We start from the raw sequence: 17220 nt of genomic DNA on the forward strand, positions 1-17220 counted from the left end.
GTTAAGAGCGGTTCATGTCGCAAAATCGGGCGTATTCGCGTTCCCAATCCGCATTGCCGGCCGGCTCGAACGTCCGGACCGGAAAAGAGGCTGCCGAGATCCGGCGCGCCTCGCCGAGGTCCGAACAGCGGCCCTGGGCGACGAATTGCAGCAGCAAATTGCCGATGGCGCTCGCTTCGACCGGACCCGCCCACACCGGGCGCCCCAGGGCGTCTGCCGTAAGCTGGCAAAGCAGCTCGTTCTGAATCCCTCCGCCAACCATATGGAGGCCGCCGAAGACGCGTCCCGTCAGCGTTTCCGCTTGGTCCAGCGCCTGCCGGTAGCGGAGCGCGAGGCTTTCCAGAATGCAGCGGACGAATTCGCCTACGGACGTCGGCTCCGGCTGGCCGGTCTCCCGGCAGTAGGCGCGGATCTTGGCCGTCATCTCGGACGGACCGTAGAACCGGTCGTCGTCCGGATGGATCAGGCTGCGCAGCGGCGCTGCCTCGCTGGCCAGCCTCACGAGCTCGTCGTAGCCGTAGTTTCCTTCTCCGCGTTCTTCCCATTCCCTCTTGCACTCCTGCAGGATCCACAGGCCCATGATGTTTTTCAGCAGCTGATAGGTGCCGCCGACGCCGCCTTCGTTAGAGAAGTCCTGCGCCAGCGTGTCCGGACCGAGAAGCGGCTCGCGCAGCTCCGTACCGAGCAGCGACCAAGTGCCGCAGACGAGGTACGCGAACGGACCGTCCGATGCGGGCACCGCCGCGATCGCCGATTCCGTGTCGTGCGTCCCGACGGCGACCGCCTCGATCGCCGGGACGTCCAGCTCCTTCGCCACTTCCGGCGACAAGGGACCGAGGCGCGTGCCGGGGTGGACGGGATCGAGGAACAGCCCCCTCGGGATGCCGAGCCGCTCCATCAGCGGGGCGTTCCAGTCTTTCTCGGCCGGATCGTACAGCTGGGTCGTCGTCGCCATCGTGAACTCGCACGAAGCGACGCCCGTCAACAGGTAGACCAGCAGATCCGGCGTGAGCAGGAGCGTCCTCGCGGCATCCAGCTTGGGGGAGCCGGCTTTGCGCATCGCGTACAGCTGGTAAATCGTGTTGAACGGCATGAACTGAACGCCGCTCTGCCGGAACAGCGCTTCTCGGCCGACGAGCGCGCTCACCTCTTCGATCAGCCCTTCGGTCTGCGCGTCGCGGTAATGATACGGATTGCCGAGCAGTTCGCCGTTCGCGTCGATCAGCCCGAAATCCACGCCCCACGTGTCGATGCCGAGCGTCGTCGGCGCGTAGCCCGAATGGAACGCTTTGCGGATGCCCCGCTTGATCTCATGGAGCAGCCGCAGAATATCCCAGTGCAGGTGCTTGCCGACCTGGACCGGCACGTTGTCGAAGCGGTGAAGCTCCGTTACGGCGAGCCGCGACGAGCCGTCCTCAGCGCGGGTCAGCTCCCCGACGAGCGCGCGGCCGGAGCTGGCGCCCATGTCAAATGCCAACGCCGTCGCGACGGACGCGCCGCCGGCTTCCGTTGCTCTGGACATGTCGTCCCCTCCGTATCCGAGATTATTTCATTTTCTGCAGCAGCTCGATGCGGTAAGCTTCGCTTTCGAGCGACGCGATCTCGCGGTACTCCTCGTCGGTGAGCGCCTTCGGCGTCTTGATGGCGCTGGCGATCAGGAAGATTTTCGCGCTCTCTTCGACGACTTCCGTACGGTAATACGCTTCGCGCAAGTTCCTTCCCGTCGTGACGAGACCGTGGTTGCCAAGCAGAATCGTACTGTGGTCGTTCACCTTGGCCACGACGGTGTCCGCGAGCTTGTCGGTCGTCGGCAGCACGTACGGCACGTAAGTCGTCGTGCCGACGAGCGCGGCCTGGTCGGGGAACATGATCGGCAGTTGGCGCTCGACCAAGGTGAACGCGATGCAGTAAGGCGGATGCGTATGCACGATGGCGCCGATGTCCGGGTTCGCCCGGTAGGCGAACAGGTGCATCAGCACCTCCGAAGACGGCCGCAAGCCGATGTCCGTGATGTCACCGGTCTCGATATCGACCTCCACCCACTGCTCCGGAGCGATTTCGTCGAGCGCGAAGCCGCTCGGCGAGAGGTACATTTTGCCTTCGGAGCGGGCGCTGATATTGCCGCCGGGTCCGACGACCAGCTTGCCCGCGACCGTTTTCTGGGCGTATTTGCAAAGTTCATTGCGGATATCCATGACGCTCATGCGAACGAAATCCTCCTTGTCGGGCGCGCCGATGGACGCGCCCCTCTCTCCTGCCGACGTGACGTTATTTGTACAGCGGACCGAAGTTCGCGCAGGCGCGGAAATCGGCGCTTTCGGCGTTGTCCGTGCCGAACAGCCCCCAGGCGCGCGGACGGAAGACCCGCTCCTCGGCGACGTTGTGCATGCTGACCGGAATGCGCAGAATCGAGGCCAGGGTGATCAGATCCGCGCCGATGTGGCCGAAGCTGATCGAGCCGTGATTCGCGCCCCAGTTGTCCATCACGTCGTACACCGATCGGAAGGCGCCCTTGCCGGTCACGATCGGGGCGAACCAGGTCGTCGGCCACGTCGGGTCCGTTCGCTTGTCGAGGGCGTCGTGCACGTCCTGCGGCAGATCGACGGAGTAGCCTTCGGCTATTTGCAGCACCGGGCCGATGCCCTTGACCAGATTCAGGCGGGACATCGTCATCGGCATGCCGCCGCGCGTCAGGTAGTCCGAGGAGAAACCGCCCCCGCGGAAATATTCGACGGACGCCGGACGCCACGAAGTGGCGTCGAGGCAGCGCTTCGCCTCATCGGGCGTAATCTCCCAGTACGGCTTCATCGCGGGCTTGCCGTCTTTTTGCTGTTCGCCCGTTCCGTCCAGCGCGGCCGGACCGGAGTTGATCAAATGCAGGATGCCGCCGGCGGCCGCGCCGGACAGTTGGTGCCCGGTTACTCGCTCGACGGAGTCCGGGCTCCAGAACGTCCGGACGTCGGCGAAGATTTGGGCTGTGTTCGTAAGCAGGTAGCCGAACAGCATGACGATGCCGTTCAGGCTGTCGTTCTCGGTCGCGACGATGTACGGGGAACGGATGCCGTTCCAGTCGAACGAAGAGTTCAGAATCGCCTCGTGGAAGTCGCCGTTCGGGAAATGGTCCGTCCAGGCGCGCTGTCCCTGGAAGCCGGAGACGATGGCGTTGTGGCCGTTCGCCTCTTCCTCGAAGCCCAGCTCCGCCAGCCGCGGATTGCCGATCATGAGGTCGCGGGCGATCTGCGTCATCTTGACGACGGTTTCCCAGTCTTTGTCCTTGCGCTCCCGGGACATCTGGAGGTGCGTCGGATTGTTGTCCGGACCCTCGGCGCAGTTTTCCTTCACCCAAGCAAGCGCTTTCTCGAATTCCGCGGGATCATAGATGCCCTCGTCGATGCGCCTTACGAACTCGGACATGTCGACGTACTCCGTGCGCATGCCGAGATACTCTTGGAACAGCTGGTCGTTCACGATCGAGCCCGCGATGCCCATCGAGACGGAGCCCATGGATAGGTACGATTTGCCGCGCAAGATCGACACAGCAAGACCCGCGCGGGCAAAGCCGATCAGCTTCTCGCGCACATCCTCGGGAATGCTCGCATCCCCGGCGTCCTGCACTTGCTCGCCGTAGATGCCGAATGCCGGCAGTCCCTTCTGCGCATAGCCGGACAGGACGGCCGCCAGATAGACGGCGCCGGGACGCTCCGTGCCGTTGAATCCCCATACGGCCTTCGGAATCGAAGGATCCATATCCATCGTCTCCGTGCCGTAGCACCAGCAAGGCGTCACGGTGAGGGACACGCCGACGCCCGCGCGGGCGAATTTCTCCGCGGAGGCGGCCGCTTCGGCGACGCCGCCGATACACGTGTCGGAAATGACGCACTCGACGGGTTCGCCGTTCGGATAGCGCAAGCTCTCGGACAGCAGCTTGGCTACCGAACGCGCCATGTTCATCGTCTGCTCTTCCAGCGATTCGCGGACGCCCTTGCGCCGTCCGTCGATCGTCGGACGGATGCCGATCTTGGGGAAGCCGCCTTGCCAACGAAATGCAAAATCAGTCACGGTGATTCCTCCCTGGTTCATTTTGTGTTACCGATAACTCTAAAGTAACCGCGAAACCGCTTGCTGTCAATGTCGCATTTCGGTAAGATTACAAGTAAAAACGGCTTTGCCGTCTTCCCGGTCGGCGACACATTTTTATCGGAGGTCATACAGAAATGGATAGAGGTAATGCTTATACATTCTGTATGACCAAGTAAACTCGCAATCTGCGATTACGGAGAAGCGGAGCCCCGATCCGTGCGGGTCGGACCGCGTTATGCCCTTGAACCGCCTTGGGGCGAGCGCTTGCGCCGCCGCGAATCCCGGCATCGGCGTTGGAAACGAAGGAGCAATTGGCTATGGTGACCATCTATGACATCGCCGAGAAAGCCCAGGTCTCGGCGATGACGGTATCGAGAGTTATCAATAACACGGGTCGGATCAGCGAGAAGACGAGGACCAAGGTGAGACGCGTCATGGAGGAGCTTGGCTACGTGCCGAACCAGCTGGCGCGAAGCCTGGTGCTGCAGCAGACGAATCTGCTTTTTCTCATGATCACGGACATTACGAACCCGTTCTACACGACGCTGGCCCGCGGCGCCGAGGACGCCGCGAAAAAGCACGGCTATCGGCTGCTGTTCGGCAATACGGACGAAAATCTCGACAAGGAACAGGACTATATCGACGCGATCTTGAAAACACGCGCGGATGGCGTCCTCCTTGCGCCGGCCGGCGACGCTTCCCTCCCCCATCTGGAGACGCTGCGCAAGCACGGCGTTCCGTTCGTCCTGCTCGATCGGGAAGTACCCGGCGTCGAGAGCGACGTCGTGCTGGGCGACAGCAAGGAAGGCGCGCGCCAGCTGGTCAAGCATCTGGTCGCCGGCGGCCACCGCGAGATCGCGATGATTAACGGCTCGCGCTCGATCTCGAGCGCCCGGGACCGTCTGGCGGGTTACCTCGAAGCGCTGAAGCTGAACGACCTGTCCTTCGCCGAAGAGCGGGTGCTCGAAATGAGCTTCGGCCCGCGCAGCGACTTGTCCGAGATCGACGCGTGGCTGGACTGGATGCATCCCCTGCCCACCGCCATCGTCGCCGGCAACAACGTGTTGGCCGTCGAAGCGATACGCTCGCTGCAGGCGCGGGGATTGCGCGTCCCCGAGGACGTCTCGCTCGTCTGCTTCGACGAGCTGGCGTCGTACGCGGAGATCGATCCGTTCCTGACGGTCATCTCGCAGCAAGCGTACCAATTCGGCTACTTGGGAATGCAGATGCTGCTGGACCGCATCCAAACCCGCGAGGAGCCCGGTCCGTGGCGCAAAGTCGTCTTGCCCGCCGAGCTGATCGTACGCCGCTCCGTACGCGCTCTGAATCGATAAGAGGCTGCTCCGTTACGGCCCTCTCCGGCCGGTACGGGCAGCCTCTATGTTATTCCGGCGCCCGTCCAGGGCTAGGTCGCTCGATTCCCGGTGCGGCGCCTCGTTAATGGGAATCGCCGAACGGCGAATGTTCGTGGCCGGGGAGCAGCCCGAACAAATTAAACAGCGTCGGCTCGCCGCACTTGGCGCAATAGGCGGCGTCCCGGTCGTTGACGGCGTTGCATCCCTTCTTCAACGGTCCATGTTCGTCGAAGCAGCGATTGACCAGGGGGGCGCCGCATCCGGTGCAGTATTTGTCCTTCTCGCCGGGCAGTTTGGCGCACCTTACGCAAGGCTCCGGCGGATCTTTTTGCGCCACGCGCTCCCTCCTCCCTCGCATCGGAAGCCTCGATATCCTCGCGCTATGGCTATAAAGCTTGCCCTTGAATGGCCGTGGCCGGCTCGATCTCGTTCATCGGGTTGTCGAACAAGTCGTTGTCGAATACCGTGGCGATGAAGCCCGTCTCGATGTTGGCGCCGTACAGCTGGCCGTTGCCGAAGTTCGTTTTGCCGTTCTGGTTCCATCCCGGCTGAGCGACCTCGCCGATCGCGACGACGGAGCCGCGGTTCATCGCGTTGATGTTGATGGCTCCCGCGGCCATGGATATGATGACGGCCAACGCTTCACCCCCGTGAGATTCGCCTATAACCTTATCGTATTCCTATGGCGGCCCATGGTTCCTGACACTTGCGATTTCCTCGGACCCCGCTATTCCACCGCTTCGTCAGGCGGCTTCTGCACGATCTGAACGTGACCCGCGGCTCCTCCCACGTCCAACGCCTGCTGGCGAATATCGAACGAAGCGTCCTCCGCGTCGTCGTCGAACACGATGTTGACCGTTCGGCTTAGCCGACTTGCGCCGTAGATTTTGCCGGCCCCGTAGTTGTTTTTCCTCGCCGTCCGCCATCCCGGCTGCCGAATGTCCCCTAGATCGACCGCCGAGGCGTTGAGCATGGCGTTGACGTTCACCGATTGAAAGTCGATGGCGGTTTGCCGCACCGTTTCGGGCGTCTCCGTGATGGCAATCGCCCTGGCGTCGCGGACCGAGTTATCGACCAGATCCGGATCGTAAACGTAGCAGACGGCGTTCGACAGCGTGGCGTCCTTAAGGCTGCCGAAGCCGTAGTTGCTCTTGCTGGAAGACATCCAGCCGATCGCCTGATTGGTGCCGATGAAGATGCCCGAAGAGTCTTCGATCACGTTTACGAACAGCCGACGGAATTGGACGATCGCTTTGCTATCGATTGAGGCCACCGGTTCGCCTCCTCCTCTTCGATGCTATGGGTCCCGGATGAAAATTTCGCGGTAGTGATCCGTTTCGTTCGCTTTGGGCATCCGGACTTCGAGAATGCCGTTCGCGAAGCTGGCCGTCGTTCGGGAAGTGTTCACTTCGCCGGGCAAGGCGACGAGCTCGACACGGCCCTCGGCTTCGATCTTGAGCTTCGTCCGGCTCACGTACAGCCTCAGATCGCCTGGCACGACGTCGGTCTGAAGTCGGCACTGTACGAAGATCGACCGTTGTGTCTCGAACAGCTCGTAGTCGACCCCGCGGCCGGCATACGGATGCATGCCGAGGCCGGGCTGCCGCAGCATTTTCGGCATGAAATTGCGGATCGTCCGCTGTACGAGCTGCTCGATTTCCTTGCCGTTCCCGTCTTTGCCGATGCCCGGGACATGCTTCAACACGTTTTTCTGGAATTTTTGCCAGTCTTGCGACTGCTGCCAGTCGTCCATGATGTCACTGCCTTTCTCCTGCTCCGTAGGGCGATTCGTCCGGGACGGGGCTCTGCTCGGCGAGAATGTCCTGAAGCCATTCCGGCACCTCCGCGCCGGCGACGTTCAGCGTATCTAGAAAATCCGAGTCGTTCAGGAGCGAGCGGATGCCTGCGACCAGGTTGCGGTCCCCGCTCACCGACCCGAAACCCTGCGTGAGCTTCTGATGACTTTCGAAGCCGCTCGGCCAATTGTTGCCCATGTTGATGCACGACGCGTTCTCCACCGAGCCGATGCGGATCGAGCCGATCACGAACTGCGGAGACAAAAAAGAACCCATGGCCGTCACCTCCGGTTATCGAACCGAAAGCCGGTCGGCGTTCGGCGAAGACCTGATTGTCCAGGGCTTGGCGGATCCGCCGGATCGGCGGCCGGCGCCTTCCTTTCTTGGGAGGCCGCCGGAGACTTGCGGACGTCCGCGTTCGCGGCGACGTTCGTTCCGAAGTTGTTGCCGAGATTCAAGGAACCGCTGAGATGCTCGATATCCAGGCCGTCCAGGCGAAATTCCAGCTTTTCCAGGACGGGCTGCTGAATGACGAGATGTTCGATGACGATTTGCGGCTGCCTGTTCGCCAGGTCCGCCACCGTCCGCTCCATTTGGCGCAGCCGGGCTTCCCACGCCTCCTGGGGCCGATGTTCTTCCTTGGGCGGGGACGGGAGAGGGGCGCGCTCCCGTCTCCGAAACCAGCGTTTCACCGCTCCTTCGTCTTTCCGTCCCAAGCCATGTCGATCCGGTCCGCGTCTTTGGCCCGGACCCGCCCGTCGTAGACCAGGCTCCCCTCGCCGCTTACGGAGCCGAACGCTTGGTTCGACTTCGAGAAGCTTTTGAAGCCCGCCTGCCGATTGTCTCCGGCGAATACGCCCGACGAGCGCGAGATCGAGTTGATCCGGAGTTCCCCGAACCGGATGTTCCGCATGCGTCCGCCTCCTTTCGCGCTTAGGCGCCGTTCGCGCCCGGACCGGATTCTTCCTGGATCGGAATGCTCGTAGGCGGCTCGGACGCCTCGATCGGGAGCTCGACGATCAGCAAACCCTTCGCGTACTTGGCCGAGATGCCCGCAGCCGATACAGGCTTGGGGAGCGTCAACGCCCGTTTGAACGGACCGAAATAACGCTCCTTCAGCAGCATCCGGTTTTCGGTCACCGGGTAAGGAAAAGGAATCTCTCCTTCGAGCAGCAGCGTCTGCCCTTCGAGCCGGATTTCGATCTGCTCCTGGCTACGGATGGCCGGCAGTTCGGCCAGGACGACGATCGAAGTCGGCGTGTGGTACATGTCGATCCGCGGGCCCGTGACGGGGATGAGCTGGCCGATCTCCTGCCAAAAATCTTCCCCGAGCACTTCGCTGGCTTCGTTATAATAGTCCTTCGGCAGGTTCAGTCTCTCCTTGGCCATCGGAGCCCCCCGTTCGACTGAGGCGTGCCGTCCCATCTGACGGAATAGGCATACGCGTATTCAGCTTATGTCTATGCGCGGCGCAGTCGATTCATACTACGGCCCGAAGCGGACCGGCCTGCGCGGCGATCACTTCGCGATCAGCTCCTCATTCCGCCAGCCGCTCGCCCGCGAGCCACGCCTCGAAGGACGTCAGATCCGGATGGAGCCGCCTAAGCGCGGCGGGGTCGGCCGGATAGCCGTTCTCGGCGAAGTGCGCCTGAACCCGCACGCCGTCTGCGCGAACGCGCGATGACGGCGACGGCGTCGGCGCCGGGCGTACCGGTACGCCGAACCGGCGCGCGATGGCGGCTTTCCCTTCGGCGAACGTACGTTCATCGCCCGCCAACTCCAGCGTGCGGCTCCATATACACGCAAAAAGCGGTACCCGACGTCGAGCGACGATTCGGGGACCGCTTTTGAGGTTGCTGCTGGAGCTGATCCGCGCACCCAGCCCATGACGAAATTAAGGACGGAAGCGAATGTGCTTGATCTGGGTGGCGAGCCGATCGACAGCGGCGCGAAAAGGACCGCGGTTATCCGGCGCGAGAACTAGATCCGCCCCGGCCGCGATCCGCTCGACGTTATCGGCGATCGTCGTCCGGTCGGTGTCGAGATGCACGCGGAACGTCTCGTCCGCAAGGCCTGCCACGCAGCGTTCGATCTGGTGCGCGGCCCACGAGCTGCCGCCCTCTCCTCTGCTTTTCAAACGCTTGCGCAACACTGCTTCCGACGCGCAAAGCGTAAAATGGCGAACGTCGATCCCTTCTTCGCACAGTTGCCCGACGACTTCCCGCCAGTAGACGGGATTCACGATCGTCATCGGGACGATGATCGGCCCGTCGTGGTTCGCGTCCAAATAGCGCAGCATGGACGCGTTGATCGATCTCCACATCGGAAAATCCTGAAAATCTCCCTGCGCCAAAGCTTTAGGCATATTGCGCCGAATGAAATACCCGGCACGCTCCGGGTCGTACACGTACGAACCCGGGATCCGCCGGTGCAGGGCATGCGCCGTCTGCGTCTTCCCCGACCCGAAAGCGCCGTTAATCCATACGATCATCCTCGTCCCTCCTCGGTTCGATAGTCGACCGACCTTCCGGCTTCGGCCCTCGATCGCGAAATTCCTTCCAGCCCACTCCTCAGGCTCAGCCGGTAAGAGCCCAATGGCCCATCCACCGTAACAGCGTTAACGCTTCCACATCGTCGTCCGCCTCAAAGAACATACTCTCCCTTAGAAGCGTCATGCCGCGCGACACGTCCGCCACCGCGAATGTTCATCCGCCTGGGTGAATCCAGCACCTGGCTAACGTGCAGTAGCGCCTGCAGGCCCCGCCCCGTCCGTCACGGTACGATTGATCGAATCCGTCAGTCGAAAGTTTGTGTCATCCATAAGTGTAGCAGTCTGCAGGTCCCGCCCTGTCCGTCACGTTACGATTGATCGAATCCGTCAGTCGAAAGTATTTGTCGTCCATAGGTATAGCAGCGCCTGCAGTCCCCGTTCGTCATGTTACGATTGATCGAATCCGTCAGTCGAAAGTATTCGTCATCCATAAGCGTAGCAGTCTGCAGGCCCCGCCCCGCCCCGTCCGTCACGGTACGATTGATCGAATACGTCAGTCGAAAGTATTCGTCGTCCATAAGTGTAGCAGTCTGCAGGTCCCACCCCGTCTGTCACGGTACGATTGATCGAATCCGTCAGTCGAAAGTATTCGTCGTCCATAAGCAGTGCCTGCAGCCCCGCCCCGCCCCGTCCGTCACGTCACAATTGATCGAATCCGTCAGTCGAAAGTATTCGTCATCCATGCATGTAGACGCCATCGATCATAAATCGCAATGGAAGCTTGTCTTCATCCTGCACCCCCAACGGCCAGCCGCTAAGCGACCGCCGCACTGAGGGCCACCGCGATCGCCGCCGTCTTCGTCCTGCCCCATGCCCACCCGCTCAGCGGAAATTCGCACCGGGTTCCGGATCTCTTAGCGTCAACCCGCATTCGGGGCAACTGAAGCGGTCTTCGGAGACAATCGTCCCGCATCCCGGACAGACTTCGTCTGCATCGGGCTGGGTTGACGAAAGATCAGTCCCGATCGCGTCACCTTGGAGATCCAGGCTGTGTTCACTATGCACATCTGGTCGCCCTCTTGCTCCCGACGCCGCAAGTTGCCGTTCCAACAAGTCCCGAATTTCGCGCAGCGTCTTTGCCGTATCCGATTGATCGATGGCGGATTGAATCAAGCTGTACAAAATAACCAAACCGACGATGCCGAAAATCGCGGCGAGCAGCACGGATAGAACCGCCATAAATTTCCTCCTGTCGCATGGATCGCTTCCGCATTTTTACCAGAATAACCCACTCGCGCGCGGTTGGAAATCTTTTTCGTTCAAAACATGGACCGTTCTACCCGAGGATTTCAAATGGAACCGCAAGCGCAAATGATCGGCCGTCTGCTTCGAGCCGTTTGACGACGCGGTACTTGCCTTTCCCGAGGCTGCCGTAATGCGATTCCGCCCGGATTTCGACGGATTATCCGTGGCGGCATCCCGCCGTCGCGGCGGCGAGCAGCGCAGCGAGCAGCACGCAGATCGCCCGTCGGGCGGGCGGTTTCATCGGCGATCTCTCCCTTCCTTTCGATTAGACGTCCCGCAGCTACGTCAAGTTACGAGACTTGTGCACTAAGCGCCGCTCGAAGCCGCCGCACCAGTCCTCAGAGATGCAAGAGCCTACCTACCGCTCCATCCCGCCCAAACGGCGCAGAATCGTCAGGTGCTGCCTTTTTTCCGCTCACAGCCTGCTCATGATCGTTTGTATTCGAAATACCGAATATCTTAGTCCCCATAATCGCTAATAACAGGAATTATATTCGATATATCGCATACATTAGCTCATCTTTCTGTCAAATCGGAAAATGGTATTCGGTTTTTCGCATACATAAGTCCTCCATTCCGCCGAAAACCCGCCTCCCGATCCGCAGCGACGGGGCAGGGTTCGATCCCAGATCATCTCGGTTGGTGGTTCATCGCCGCAAGCTTTGGCTTTGCCCCTCCTCATCGAACCGGATTATTTTGCGCAAAAAGAAACCGCCTTCCTGAAAAGGCGGCAATCGGTATGCCCATCTTAGGCGCTTGGGGGCATGTCCAATTACATTCGCTATTCGGCTTTTTTAACAGGGAATCGCAACACCGTTTTCAGCTTTGTCGATTCGGTCTTGCGGGGATCCGAAAAATAGATTTCCGGTGTATTTTGCTCAAACTAACTTCGAACCATGACGTTCCATTTCAATCATAGAACGGGCGTTCGCAATAATCAAAATCCTCAACGAGGTTAAACATAACCCATGCAAAAAGACGACCCATTCGGGTCGACTCCTGCCGTTCGTCGCGTATGGACGTTCAAGAAATTCGCTCCCGCCGGAAACGCTGCAGCGAAAACGGCGAAATATCGCGCTCCGACGCGCCGGTTGCGGCCAGATCGGCGAGAATCTCGCCGACGACGCTCGCGAACTTGAAGCCGTGCCCGGAAAATCCGCCCGCCAGCAGCACGTTGGCGTAGGCCGGGTGGCGGTCGATGATAAAGTCTTCGTCGGGCGTCACTTCATATTTGCATACGGCGCTGTGCAGCAGCCGTCCCGATGCGCGCGGCAGAAAGGCGTCCAGCGCCCGCCGCAGATCGGCTTCGTCCTCCGGCAAGCCGCCGAACGGGGCGAGAGCCTCTCCGGGATTCCAGGCGGCACCGGTATCGTGCCGTCCGATTTTGAGGCCGGACCCGGCAATGCTGGGAAAGCCGTAATATTCGCCCTCCGGCCCGCGGTAAGTAAACCCTGGGAACCGGTCGTCCCCGTAGAACGACGCGTCCGCTTCGAACCAGCCGACCGTCTTGCGGACGGGACGAATCGGCAGCGAGATGAACGGCTCCAGCGTTTTGAACCACGCCCCGGCGCTCAAGATGACCGCCTCCGCGTGAAAGGTGCCGTTGTTCGTGCGGGCCGAGACGCGGCCGTCCGCCACCTGCAGGCTCTCGACGCGGGTGTACGGCAGAATAGCCGCCCCATGCGCGACAGCCTGGCTGCGAAAGGCGCTGACCGCGCGTTCGCTCGACAAGTAACCAGCTTCCGGCTCGTACAAGCCGACGAAGTTCTGGGGTGGCCGAAAGCCTGGCCAGCGGGCTTCGATCTCCCGGGCGGAAAGCCGCTCCGCGGAGAGGCCGAACTCGGCGGAGCGGGCCGCCTTCGTCCGGAGCTGGCCCGAATCTTCGGGCGCCAGGTTCAACACGCCGGTCCGGTGCAGCAGCAACGTCCCGGCCGCCTCCTCCAGCTCCCGCCACAGCGCGTCCGCCCGCAGCGCCAACGAAACGTAAGCCGCAGCCCCGTCGTACGCGTGCCGGATCAGCCTCGTATCGCCGTGATGGCTGCCCTGGTCGTGCGGCGGATCGAATGCGTCGATCAACAGCGTCCGCAGCCCCCGCCTGGCGAGATGATGCCCGGAGCTCATGCCCATCGCTCCCGCGCCGACGATCAGCACGTCATACACGGTCCGAATGGGAATCACCTCCGCCTGCCCAGGCCGCCAGTGCCACCTCCGCCAAACGTGCGAACAGGCGGGCGGTCGGCGCGAGCGCCCGCTCGTCGAGGTCGAAGGCGGGATGGTGCCACTCTCGCGGCCCCGCCGTGCCGACAAAGACGAACGAGCCCGGAACGCGCTCCTGATAGAAAGCGAAATCCTCGCCCGCCGGAGAAGGGTCGGGCGTGACCACCCGCCATCCCTCAGCTTCCGCAGCTTTGATCGTTAATGACGTTAATCGTTCGTCGTTCCGCACGGATGGCGGACCGGGATACCAATGCAGCCGGGCGGTCGCCCCGAGCGCGCCGGCGATTCCCTCGGCGATCCGCTCGATGCGGCCCGGCATTTCAGCGCGTACGGCGGCGTCGAACGTGCGGACGGTGCCTTCGAGCACGGCCCGTTCGGGAATGACGTTCCACGTGGTGCCCGCCTGCAGCTTGGTCACGCTGACGACTGCGCTGTCGAGCGGGCTGATGCTGCGGCTGACGATCGTTTGCAGCGCCGTGACGATCTGGGCGGCGACGACGATCGGATCGACGCCGGCATGGGGCACGGCAGCGTGGGTGCCGACGCCCGTCACGTCGATGCGAAAGCCGTCGACGCCGGCCATGAGGGCGCCGGGACGGATTCCGACGGTGCCGACTGGCAGATCCGGCTTGTTGTGCAGGCCGAAGATGCCGGCGACGCCTTCCAGCGCGCCCGCGTCGATCGCGTAGGCTGCGCCCGTCCCTTTCTCCTCCGCCGGCTGGAAGATCAGTCGGACGGTGCCCGGCAGCTCCTCCTCCCGGGCGCGCAGGAGTAGCGCCGCCCCCAGGATGACGGCCATATGGAAGTCGTGGCCGCAGGCATGCATTTTGCCCGGCACGGCCGATGCGAAGGGCAAGCCTGTCTCCTCCTGGATCGGAAGCGCGTCGATGTCCGCCCGCAGCGCTACGATCGGCCCGCCGGCGCGGCGTCCGATCTCCGCCACGAGACCGGTCTTCAGCGGATAGTCGGCGATGCGGATATCCGCTTCGCGGAGCCAGCCCGCGATCGACCGGGTCGTCTCGTATTCTTCGAAGGCCACTTCGGGATGGCGATGCAGTTGGCGCCGGACGTCCACCAGCATTTGCTGCAGCCGATCTTCCGATTCGGTCTTATCGAGCTCTATCCGTTCGCTCACGGCTCAGGCCTCCTTTCTTTCTTCCGCCTCCGCATGTGGCACACCGATGTCGACGGCTGCTCCGACGAACAATTGGGCAAGCTCGCGGAGCGACTTGGCGTAGGGGCCATGCTCGCCGACGAGAGAGATAAGGTTCGTCCGGAGGGCGATGCCGTCCAGCTCGGCGAGCCGCGCAACGCCGATCCGGCCGGATTCCGCTTCCTGGCGTACCGACAGTTCAGGCAGGAAAGCGATGCCGGCCCCTTCCATGACGAGCCGTTTGGCCGTCTCGAGATTATCCACCCGATAGACGGCGGTCGGCGGCGAAGCTAGACGGTCAAATAGACGCTGAACCCGCAGCCAATCCAATGAGGTGCATTCGAATTGGATGATCGACTCGTTCGCGACTTCCTCTAGCGACACGTCTTCCGCCCCCAGAAACGGATGCCCCGGCGGCGCATACAGCCGGATCGGATCGTCGTAAAAGCGGACGGACTGCACGCCCGGATGATGGGCGAGTCCGCGCACGAAGCCGATGTCCAGCTCCTTGTTCAGCACTTTATCCAGGATTTCGTCACTGGAGGCGGTCGTCACCGTCAGGTGCACGTCCGGGTGCATGGCGAGCAGCGCCGGCAGCAATCCCGGCAGCAGATAGCCGGCGGCCAGGGGAGCGCTTCCGATCCGCAGCGCGGACGGGGGCGACTTCTCCACCCGCAGCCGCTGCTTGCCTTTGCGGAACGACTGAAGCATCTCCTGCGCGTACGGGAGAAACAGCTCCCCTTTCTCCGTCAGATGGATCTTTTTGCCCGAACGGTCGAACAGCTCGCAGTCCAGCTCGCGCTCTAGCGCCTGAATCCGCGCGCTGACCGAGGGCTGCGACAAAAACAAGGCGTCCGCCGCCTTGTTGAAGCTGCCGTAATGGATCACGAAGACGAACGCTTCGATATGATCGAGATTCATGCGGCGTCTCCTCCGTGCTGCCATTTTGATAATTCCGATATACTTACACAGAATTAGCGATATGTATCAAAATAGCACGCGGCACCGCGCCTGTCAATTCCTTCGCCGCTGATAAACGCCGATGACCGCGGCAAGCCAGCTGCCGCTGGCCAGGTAACCGCCCAGGACGTCGCTCGGGTAATGGACGCCGAGGTAAATCCGGCTGATCCCGATCGCCAAAATGAGCGAGACGCTGACGATGATCAGCACCGCGCGGCTCCAAACACCGGGCAGATGGCGCCAAAGCAAATAGGCGAGAATGCCGTACAGGCTGAACGCCCCCATCGAATGGCCGCTAGGAAAGCTGTAGCCATGCTCCTCGACCAGCCGGTGGATCGTCGGCCGTTCGCGGTGGAACACCGCCTTCAGAATCGTATTGAGCAGTCCGGAGCCCGCCACCGCGAATACGAAGACGACGAGCTCGCGTCGGTGCCGGAGCACCACGTACAGGAACAGCATGCTGACGATGCTGATCACGGTTACGGGCAAGCCGTAGCCCATCGAAGAGACGCCGATCATGAACCGGGTCAGTCCCGGCGACTCGAAGCCCTGCACCCAGCCGATGACCGCGTCGTCGAACGCGCGGATGCGATGGCTTCCGATGAGCAGCGCGAGGAAGCCGAAGCCGGCCGCAAGCAGCGCGCAGACAGCGAACATGCCCGAGAGCCGCAAAGTCAGACGATTCATTCGTGTCCCCCTTTCCTATTTCTCGGCGTCTCCATCGAATTGCAGCATGACGTGGAGCAGTTCGCTGCGGCTGGCCAGACGCACAGGCGGCCCCCACGTTCCGAAACCGGAAGAAACGAGCGCGTGCATGTTGCCTTTGCGGAGATAACCCCAGTCGAGCTCGAACAGGCGGCGCGTGATGAGGTGGTTCGGCGCAAACTGCCCGCGATGCGTGTGGCCGGAGACGAGCAGGTCCGCCCCGGCCGCCTCTGCCGCCGCGTACTGCTGCGGCTGGTGGTCCATGACGATCGTAGGCAGTCGTTGATCGAAGTCGGACAACAGCTCCGCGATCGATCGCCGGCCTGCCGGGTCCATCGATTCGGCCGTTTTGTCTTTGCGGCCGACGACGTGGAACGATCCGTCGATCGTCACGCCTTCGTCCTGCAGGACGGGAATGTCGATCTCCTTCATGCGCTGGACGTACTCTTCCACGTGTCCGCCGTAATATTCGTGGTTGCCGAGTACGGCATAAGTGCCGTACTTCGCGCGCAAGCGGCCGAGCCGCTCGCTCATTCGGTTGCGGACGAAGGGCTCGATGACGTCGTCGATGACGTCGCCGGCAAGCAGGATCAGATCGGGCTTGAGGGACTCTGCCGCCGCCAATAGACGGTCCAGATGACGGTTGCCGACGATATTGCCCAGATGAAGGTCAGACGCGATGAGAATGTCCAGCCGCCGAAGCGCTCCCGCCGGCTTGGCGACGTGCAGATCATACGTTCGGACGACGGGGCGCCAGGCGTTGCGCGAGCCGATGGCGAACAGCCCGAGGAGCAGCGCGGCGGTGATCCCGCCTACCCAGCCGATCGCGGCTGCGCGCTCCACGCCGGCGCGGATCAGCACCCAGCCCGCCAAGTCGGCCAAAGGCAGCGTTAATAGAAGGTATTCGAACAAGCCGATAAAATGCGCGCCGAGCACCTTGATCCCGCGGCCGAGGGCGCGGGGGCGGATCGGCGCGCGGCCGATCACGTAGGCGAAGACGACCAGGAAAAACAGCGGCCAGAAAACGACCGGCGGGAAGCCCGGCCACACGACGTGAACGAGCAGCAGCAAGTTCCATCCGACATACAGATTCAGCGCGCCGAAAACAAGCAAAAACAGCGCGACCGTCGCAACGAATCGGGGCGTGATTCTTCTCAT

At 62.1% G+C, this 17220-nt stretch carries 19 protein-coding genes and 1 pseudogene; 1 reads left to right on the forward strand and 19 read right to left on the reverse strand.

Annotation, left to right across the window (positions count from 1 at the left end; genetic code table 11):
* Positions 1–196: 196 nt before the first annotated feature.
* The 3 genes and pseudogenes from LKX83_RS08495 to LKX83_RS08505 all read right to left on the reverse strand — a co-directional run.
* Positions 197–1522 (reverse strand): annotated as a pseudogene (locus tag LKX83_RS08495) (rhamnulokinase); the annotation flags it as partial.
* 22 nt (positions 1523–1544) lie between these two features.
* On the reverse strand, positions 1545–2204 hold the full coding sequence (locus tag LKX83_RS08500) for a class II aldolase/adducin family protein (RefSeq protein ID WP_227881746.1): 660 nt from the start codon (positions 2202–2204) through the stop codon (positions 1545–1547).
* Between the two features lie 64 nt (positions 2205–2268).
* Positions 2269–4059, reverse strand: coding sequence for an L-fucose isomerase (locus tag LKX83_RS08505; protein WP_370639050.1), 1791 nt, complete (start codon positions 4057–4059; stop codon positions 2269–2271).
* Positions 4060–4397: 338 nt separating this feature from the next.
* Here LKX83_RS08505 and LKX83_RS08510 point away from each other — a divergent pair, with 338 nt between their 5' ends.
* Positions 4398–5414 (forward strand): LacI family DNA-binding transcriptional regulator, encoded by a 1017-nt coding sequence (locus tag LKX83_RS08510; RefSeq protein WP_227881748.1) that lies wholly within the window; start codon positions 4398–4400, stop codon positions 5412–5414.
* A gap of 103 nt (positions 5415–5517) precedes the next feature.
* On the opposite strand, the gene LKX83_RS08515 is transcribed toward LKX83_RS08510, so the two are convergent.
* The 16 genes from LKX83_RS08515 to LKX83_RS08590 form a co-directional block, all read right to left on the reverse strand.
* Positions 5518–5772 (reverse strand): hypothetical protein, encoded by a 255-nt coding sequence (locus LKX83_RS08515; RefSeq protein ID WP_227881749.1) that lies wholly within the window; start codon positions 5770–5772, stop codon positions 5518–5520.
* 49 nt (positions 5773–5821) lie between these two features.
* Positions 5822–6073 (reverse strand): hypothetical protein, encoded by a 252-nt coding sequence (locus tag LKX83_RS08520; RefSeq protein WP_227881750.1) that lies wholly within the window; start codon positions 6071–6073, stop codon positions 5822–5824.
* Between the two features lie 89 nt (positions 6074–6162).
* Positions 6163–6708 (reverse strand): hypothetical protein, encoded by a 546-nt coding sequence (locus LKX83_RS08525; protein WP_227881751.1) that lies wholly within the window; start codon positions 6706–6708, stop codon positions 6163–6165.
* 24 nt (positions 6709–6732) lie between these two features.
* Positions 6733–7188 (reverse strand): Hsp20/alpha crystallin family protein, encoded by a 456-nt coding sequence (locus tag LKX83_RS08530; protein ID WP_227881752.1) that lies wholly within the window; start codon positions 7186–7188, stop codon positions 6733–6735.
* Between the two features lie 4 nt (positions 7189–7192).
* The gene (locus LKX83_RS08535) at positions 7193–7507 is read right to left on the reverse strand and encodes a hypothetical protein (RefSeq protein WP_227881753.1); all 315 of its coding nucleotides are present in this window, start codon (positions 7505–7507) and stop codon (positions 7193–7195) included.
* 5 nt (positions 7508–7512) lie between these two features.
* The gene (locus LKX83_RS08540) at positions 7513–7923 is read right to left on the reverse strand and encodes a hypothetical protein (protein ID WP_227881754.1); all 411 of its coding nucleotides are present in this window, start codon (positions 7921–7923) and stop codon (positions 7513–7515) included.
* Positions 7920–8144 (reverse strand): hypothetical protein, encoded by a 225-nt coding sequence (locus LKX83_RS08545; RefSeq protein ID WP_227881755.1) that lies wholly within the window; start codon positions 8142–8144, stop codon positions 7920–7922. Before LKX83_RS08545 ends, LKX83_RS08540 begins: the two co-directional genes overlap by 4 nt.
* Positions 8145–8164: 20 nt before the next feature.
* Positions 8165–8620, reverse strand: coding sequence for an Hsp20/alpha crystallin family protein (locus tag LKX83_RS08550; protein ID WP_227881756.1), 456 nt, complete (start codon positions 8618–8620; stop codon positions 8165–8167).
* Between the two features lie 148 nt (positions 8621–8768).
* Complete coding sequence (locus LKX83_RS08555; RefSeq protein WP_227881757.1) at positions 8769–9008, reverse strand: hypothetical protein; 240 nt, start codon at positions 9006–9008, stop codon at positions 8769–8771.
* A gap of 117 nt (positions 9009–9125) precedes the next feature.
* Positions 9126–9722, reverse strand: coding sequence for an AAA family ATPase (locus tag LKX83_RS08560; protein WP_227881758.1), 597 nt, complete (start codon positions 9720–9722; stop codon positions 9126–9128).
* A gap of 882 nt (positions 9723–10604) precedes the next feature.
* A complete protein-coding gene (locus LKX83_RS08565; protein WP_227881759.1) occupies positions 10605–10961 on the reverse strand; it encodes a hypothetical protein in 357 nt (118 codons plus the stop codon).
* Positions 10962–12050: 1089 nt separating this feature from the next.
* On the reverse strand, positions 12051–13196 hold the full coding sequence (solA, locus tag LKX83_RS08570) for an N-methyl-L-tryptophan oxidase (RefSeq protein WP_465249328.1): 1146 nt from the start codon (positions 13194–13196) through the stop codon (positions 12051–12053).
* Positions 13180–14325: an amidohydrolase gene (locus tag LKX83_RS08575; RefSeq protein WP_227881938.1), complete on the reverse strand. Its 1146-nt coding sequence runs from the start codon at positions 14323–14325 to the stop codon at positions 13180–13182. The genes solA and LKX83_RS08575 overlap by 17 nt, the downstream gene beginning before the upstream one ends.
* 57 nt (positions 14326–14382) lie before the next feature.
* Positions 14383–15318, reverse strand: a complete 936-nt coding sequence (locus LKX83_RS08580) for a LysR family transcriptional regulator (RefSeq protein ID WP_227881761.1) — start codon at positions 15316–15318, stop codon at positions 14383–14385.
* A gap of 93 nt (positions 15319–15411) precedes the next feature.
* A complete protein-coding gene (locus LKX83_RS08585) occupies positions 15412–16044 on the reverse strand; it encodes a phosphatase PAP2 family protein (protein WP_227881762.1) in 633 nt (210 codons plus the stop codon).
* Between the two features lie 15 nt (positions 16045–16059).
* Complete coding sequence (locus LKX83_RS08590) at positions 16060–17220, reverse strand: metallophosphoesterase (protein ID WP_227881763.1); 1161 nt, start codon at positions 17218–17220, stop codon at positions 16060–16062.

The sequence above is a fragment of the Cohnella baijiui genome (assembly GCF_020731285.1).
In the GTDB taxonomy this organism is placed as follows: domain Bacteria; phylum Bacillota; class Bacilli; order Paenibacillales; family Paenibacillaceae; genus Cohnella.